Here is a 5,109-nt window from a genome sequence, read left to right as displayed (position 1 = left end):
TCATTTTCTCCTCCGTTACGGTGATCCCGAAGTGTAGGCGTAGCCATTCAACCAGGGCGAACTGGCGGTTAAGGTTTCTTTGTTTCTTGGGTTGCGGGCATGGCCCGCGTTAGTTTACATGACATTGTAATCCTGGCGGGCAAGCCTGGCAAGCTGAACCTGCAAAAAGTCAGTTTTTTTGCTTCTTTTATAATGTTCTCACCCCTTGGCGTGACAGAGCGTGTGAACAATACTGTATTCCCACCCGGCCCGGATGTCGCGCAGCGGCAGTACGGTTATATCCTCGGACAGCCTGTATCTGTCCCGACCTGGATAGACTACCCAGAGATGAGCCAGGTCAAGGTCTTTCCTGACCACATCCATGGATTTGGTTTTTCGCGGGGCGTCGGCAAACTTGAATTCCACTCCCCAGTTTCGTCCACCGTGCTTCCAGAACAGATCGAGTTCAGCACCTCCATGGGTGCGGTAAAAAGCCAGTTCCTGGTCGTGTTTGCCCAGGCAGAAGCAAACATTTTCCAGGGCAAATCCCTCCCACGAGGCCCCGAGCTTAGGATGGCCCAGCAGGGTGTCCATGGAGTCGATGCCCATGAGTGAGTGGAACAGACCCGAATCCCGGATGTAGAGCTTGGGGCGCTTTACCAGTCGTTTGGAAACGTTGGGGTGCCAGGGCTGAAGTGTACGGACCATGAAGGTTCCAGCCAGGATATCCAGGTATTTCCTCGCCGTCATGTCGCTGATGCCAAAGGAAGTTGACAGCTCAGAGTAGTTGAGCAGCTGCCCGTGATAATGACTGAGCATGGACCAGAACCGGCGCAGTGTTCTGGCGGGAATTACAATGCCCAGGGCCGGGATGTCCTGCTCCAGAAAGGCAGTGATATAGTTTTCAAGCCAGAGAAAGGCCGAGAAATCGTCTTTGGCCAGAAGGGCCCTGGGGTAGCCGCCACGCAGCCAGAGGTCACTGGAAGAAGTCACATCCAGGGTGTGCAGGCAGCCCAGATGGTACAAGCCCATCCGACCGGCAAGGGATTCGCTGCCTTGCCGCAGAAGCTCTCTGGATGCGCTGCCCAGTATCAGGTATTTCTGGTCCGGGATGGTGTCTACAAGGTGCCTGAGCAGGGGAAAGAGATCAGGCAGGCGCTGGATTTCGTCGATGACTACGAGCCCGGTGAGTTCTTCCAGAGCCAGCTGTGGGGTCTCCAGCCTGGCCATGTCCCTGGGATTTTCCAGGTCGAAGAGGTGGTCGGCATGGAAAAAACCGGCCATGGTCGTCTTGCCGCACTGTCTGGCGCCAAGGATGGCGGTCACCGGGAATATTTCCATCAGTCGGGTGATCCTGTGAAGATCAATGGCTCTTGGAATGACTGTCTGGCTCATGTTGTGCTGCTGCCTGGAGGCGTGATCATGCATGAAAATTCATATGATGAGTATGAATTTTCATGGACAATGTCAAGTGCAGAACAGGTTGAACATTGAATTTGAGCTTATAGTTCATCTCTTCCAAGCCCGTGCTTGGATAAAAGCTGCTAAAAATCAACGTACTCGTCTATAGGTGTTTTTTCTCGTTCTTTAATCAACTTAGAAAGCTGCAGATGCTCCATGATGTCGGCAAGTTTCTGTATTCTTTCATGTTCTTCAATGGTAAGAATAACAGCTTCAAGCTTATTTTCCGCAGCACAGCGATCTTGTCTCTTTTCTTATTTTTAATGCTTTCCAGGACAGAAATGAAATTCCTCACGATATCCGTTGAATCATCAGTTCTTCTTTTTTGTAAGTCTGCATATCCGGTATCTGTCTTTTCTTTTATCGTTCCCACGCTCTGCGTGGGGACGTCTTTCGATCCAGCACTCACTTTTGGCAATGGAGAAGTACCAGGAAAATAAAAGCATTTAAAAGTGAGTGCTGGATCATAAGAAAAAGGGAATGTCTTTGGGCCACTCCCGCGGTCATTCGTGGACGCTGAGCGTCCGGAGAATGTTCCCACGCAGAGCGTGGGAACAATAAGAATGCCCCTTTCCATCAAATGGTCTGCACCATGTCCCACATGGGCAGAAAGATGGCCAGGGCAAAGAAGCCCACCACCCCGGCCAGCATGGCGATGAGTACCGGACCCAGGGTCTCGGACATGCGGCTGACAGCGTATTCCACCTCGTCGTCGTAATGGATGGAGACCTCGGAGAGCATTTCGTCCAGGTTTCCGGCTTCCTCTCCGGTGGCCACCATGCTGATGACCATGGGGGTGAAGAATCTGGACTGACCCAGGGGGCCGGATATCCCTCTGCCCTGGCGCAGCTCTGCCTGGATGCGCTGGAATTCGCCGGAAATGACCTTGTTGCCTATGGTCCCGGTGAGTACGTCCATGGCGTTTAAGACTGAGACTCCGCTGGCCTGGAGAATGGAAAAGATGGAGGCAAACCTGGACATGGCCGCTTTTAGAAGAACAGGGCCAAGCACCGGGATCCTGAGTAATACCAGGTCCTTGACGTACTGCCCCTTTTCAGTCCTCAAAAAGATATACAGCCCTGCAGCCAGGGAAATGACAGTTCCCACGCTCACCGGCCAGTAGACCACTATCCACTGATAAAGAGCCAGGCTGATGCGCGTGGGCAGGGGCAGTTCAATGCCTGCCCCCTCGAATATGCCCACAAACTGGGGGATGACAAAGGTGAGCAGAAAAAGAAACGCCGCAAACAGGGCGATGACCACGATGACCGGGTAGCGCAGAGCGCTTTTTATATCCGATTTTACCTTGTGCTCGTGCTGCATAAGGTAGATGAGGCGGTCCAGTACGTCCACCATGCGTCCGCTGCTTTCGCCGGCCCGGATCATGTTGCAGTACAACTGAGAAAATATCTGGGGCTCCTTTTCAAAAGCCTCGGCCAGGGTACCACCCTCCTGGATATCCTTTTTCATCCTGGCGGCTGTTCTTTTGAGCTTCAGGTTTTCGGTCTGCTCCTCCAGGACATCCAGCAAAGATCCCATGGGCAGGCCGGCCTTCATCAGGGTGCGAAACTGCTTGGTGAATATGACCAGGTCTGTGAGCCTGACCCGGGCCAGAAACAGGTTGATCCTGCCGCTCAAATCCCCGAACACTTCCCTGGATGTACTGACCTGCTGCGGAATAAGCCCCTGCCGGACCAGCTTTTCCTGGGCCTCACCGGGATCTGCGGCATCTATAGTGCCGGAGACTGTGGCACCTTGATCGTTTATGGCTTTGTACTTAAATGGTGGCATGGGCTCAAGTCATGACGACAGTCATGGCCTCCTCCACAGTAGTCATCCCCTGGCAGACTTTGCGGGCGGCGTCGCTTCGCAGGTCATGCAGTTTGCCGGACCGGGAGAGACTCCGGCCCATCTGGGTTCCGGTGGTTCCGGTCTGGATCATTTCCCGGACTTCGTCGTCAACCCTTAAGACCTCAAAGGCGGCTGTACGTCCGCTAAAGCCCGTATTCATGCAGGAGTAGCAGCCCTGGCCCTGCATAAAGGTGCAGTCAGTGGAGTTTTCCAGGCCCATGGCCTTTAGGGCCCTGTCTGACGGTGTGTACGGTTTTGCGCACTTGGAGCAGTTTTTACGCATGAGGCGCTGGGCAAAGGAAACTACCAGGACTGAGGAGACCAGGTAGTGCTCTATGCCCATGTCTATGAACCTGGCCACTGCGCCTGCAGCGTCATTGGTATGCAGGGTGGACAACACCCGGTGCCCGGTCATGGCCGCCTGCACGCCTATGCGGGCAGTCTCGGCGTCGCGCATTTCCCCGACCATGATCACGTCCGGGTCCTGGCGCAGGATGGAGCGCAGGCCCGAGGCAAAGGTCATGCCCGAGCGGGTGTTGAGCTGCACCTGGCGCACGCCCTGCACCCGGTATTCCACAGGGTCTTCCAGGGTGATGATATTTATGTCCGGCTGGTTTATGCGCCGCAGGATGGCATACAGACTGGTGCTCTTGCCGCTGCCGGTGGGACCGGATGCCAGGATCATGCCATAGGGAGTGTCAATGGCCTCGCTCATCTTCTGGTAATCATCACTGTTCATGCCCAGTTCTTCCAGCTCAAAGGTCCTGGCGCTCAGGTCCAGAAGGCGCAGGACCACGTTTTCCCCGTGTATGGTGGGGATGCAGGAGGCCCGGACATGGATCTCCCTGCCCTTCATGCCCACGGTAAAGCGCCCGTCCTGGGGCATGCGCGATACGGAAATGTCCATTCCGGCCAGGACCTTGATCCTGGAAACAATGGAAGGCATCATATTTAAAGGCGGGGAAGGGACTTCCCTTAGCTTGCCGTCCACCCGGAACCTGGCCTGGACCCTGTTTTTTTCCGGGCTCAGATGCACGTCGCTTGCTCCCTGCTTCACCGCCTGGGCCAGGATGGAGTTGACCAGCTTGATTACCGGACCCTGGTCTGCTTCTTCTTCCAGGGTGTGTATGTCCTGGGTTTCTCCGCCGCCTCCCTGCTGGTCCTCGACGCTTAGCTCCTCCTGCTCCACGTCTTCCAGGACGTCATCTATGTTCCAGTACATGCCGTACAAGGAGCCGTACACCTGCTCGAAGTCTGACTCGGTGCAGACCACGGGCTCTATCTCCAGGCCGGTGACCACCTCCAGGGCGTCCAGGGATTCCAGGTCCAGGGGGTCCGGGGTGGCTACACGCAGCAGCTTTCCGGATCTGGCCAGGGGAACGGTGTTGTACTCCCTGGCCTGGTCGGAGGTGATAAGGTCTGCAAGGCTGCTGTCCACCGGATAGCGGGAGGGATCGTAGCGGTCAATGCGCAGCTGGCGGCTGAGCATGTCCACAATGTTGTCCTCGCGGCAGATATTGTTGCGTACCAGGAACTGGCCAAGCTTGAGCCCGGTCCCCCTGTTGGCGGACAGGGATTTTTCCAGCTGCTGCTGGGTCAAAAGACCTTCCTGGATGAGCATTTCTCCCAGGCGCATTTTTGTACGCATAGATTAAGTCTCCTGCTATGTAACAGTTTAGCTCTTTTTAACGAAAGCAGGGGACAGGCACCCCCGCACTTATTTTTCTGTGGGATGATTGACATGTTTTAAAAATAAGTGCGGGGAGAGCCAGTCCCCCTCCGGGCTGTATGCCTCCAGGCAGGAAGCCATGCCACATG

General features: G+C 55.2%; 4 protein-coding genes. All 4 read right to left on the bottom strand.

What is annotated here, in order from left to right:
* Positions 1–198: 198 nt before the first annotated feature.
* The 4 genes from D5S03_RS06575 to D5S03_RS06560 all read right to left on the bottom strand — a co-directional run bounded on the left by D5S03_RS06575 (position 199) and on the right by D5S03_RS06560 (position 4,939).
* The gene (locus D5S03_RS06575) at positions 199–1,407 is read right to left on the bottom strand and encodes an ATP-binding protein (RefSeq protein ID WP_008870728.1); all 1,209 of its coding nucleotides are present in this window, start codon (positions 1,405–1,407) and stop codon (positions 199–201) included.
* A 163-nt stretch (positions 1,408–1,570) separates the two neighbouring features.
* Complete coding sequence (locus D5S03_RS06570) at positions 1,571–2,017, bottom strand: hypothetical protein (RefSeq protein WP_040418700.1); 447 nt, start codon at positions 2,015–2,017, stop codon at positions 1,571–1,573.
* Positions 2,017–3,231 carry a type II secretion system F family protein gene (locus D5S03_RS06565; RefSeq protein WP_008870727.1) on the bottom strand — a complete coding sequence of 405 codons (1,215 nt, stop codon included), beginning with the start codon at positions 3,229–3,231 and terminating at the stop codon, positions 2,017–2,019. The genes D5S03_RS06570 and D5S03_RS06565 overlap by 1 nt, the downstream gene beginning before the upstream one ends.
* A gap of 4 nt (positions 3,232–3,235) precedes the next feature.
* Complete coding sequence (locus tag D5S03_RS06560; protein WP_008870726.1) at positions 3,236–4,939, bottom strand: GspE/PulE family protein; 1,704 nt, start codon at positions 4,937–4,939, stop codon at positions 3,236–3,238.
* Positions 4,940–5,109 lie beyond the last annotated feature (170 nt).

The organism is Desulfonatronospira sp. MSAO_Bac3, from assembly GCF_003838035.1.
GTDB classification, from domain to species: Bacteria; Desulfobacterota; Desulfovibrionia; order Desulfovibrionales; family Desulfonatronovibrionaceae; genus Desulfonatronospira; species Desulfonatronospira thiodismutans.
This window is presented reverse-complemented; position numbering and strand designations above follow the sequence as displayed.

What these genes read in the sequence shown, in the direction of transcription:
- D5S03_RS06575 (WP_008870728.1), bottom strand. Translation starts at nt 1,407, where the DNA reads ATGCATGATCACGCCTCCAGGCAGCAGCACAACATGAGCCAGACAGTC.
- D5S03_RS06570 (WP_040418700.1), bottom strand. Translation starts at nt 2,017, where the DNA reads ATGGAAAGGGGCATTCTTATTGTTCCCACGCTCTGCGTGGGAACATTC.
- D5S03_RS06565 (WP_008870727.1), bottom strand. Translation starts at nt 3,231, where the DNA reads ATGCCACCATTTAAGTACAAAGCCATAAACGATCAAGGTGCCACAGTC.
- D5S03_RS06560 (WP_008870726.1), bottom strand. Translation starts at nt 4,939, where the DNA reads ATGCGTACAAAAATGCGCCTGGGAGAAATGCTCATCCAGGAAGGTCTT.